Source organism: Streptomyces sp. WM6386 (assembly GCF_000972385.1).
Classification (GTDB): domain Bacteria; phylum Actinomycetota; class Actinomycetes; order Streptomycetales; family Streptomycetaceae; genus Streptomyces.
Genome location: NZ_JXTE01000513.1, coordinates 1 through 435 on the forward strand (window position 1 = coordinate 1; position 435 = coordinate 435).

The 435-nt window shown below is 70.3% G+C and carries 1 protein-coding gene; it reads left to right on the forward strand.

Features of this window, described 5'->3' with window-relative positions; translation table 11 throughout:
- A partial coding sequence (locus tag TN53_RS42485; protein ID WP_046264264.1) for a DegT/DnrJ/EryC1/StrS family aminotransferase occupies nucleotides 1–435 on the forward strand: 435 nt, incomplete at both ends.

A 435-nucleotide genomic window follows, 5' to 3' on the forward strand; every position in this document is an offset into this window, starting at 1 on the left:
CCTTCGCGGCGACCGCCACATCGGTGGCCCTGGCCGGAGCCACGCCGGTCTTCGCCGACGTCGACCCGGTGACGTACGCGATGGACCCGGAGTCCTTCGCCCGGGCGGTGACCGAGCGCACGAAGGCCGTCATGCCGGCCCATCTGTTCACCCAGCTCGCCGACATGGACGCGATCGGCGAGATCGCCGCCGCGCACGGCGTGACGGTCCTGGAGGACAGCGCCGAGTCGATCGGCATGCGCTGGAACGGCAAACACGCCGGCCTCCTCGGGCGCGGTGGCGTCCTGTCGTTCTTCCCGACCAAGACCCTCGGCGCCATCGGTGACGCGGGCATGATCCTCACCGACGACGAGGAAGTGGCCGAGCGGGCCGGGATCCTGCGCCACCACGGTCGTATGGGCAAGACCATCGACCACATCGCCGGCATCTCCAACC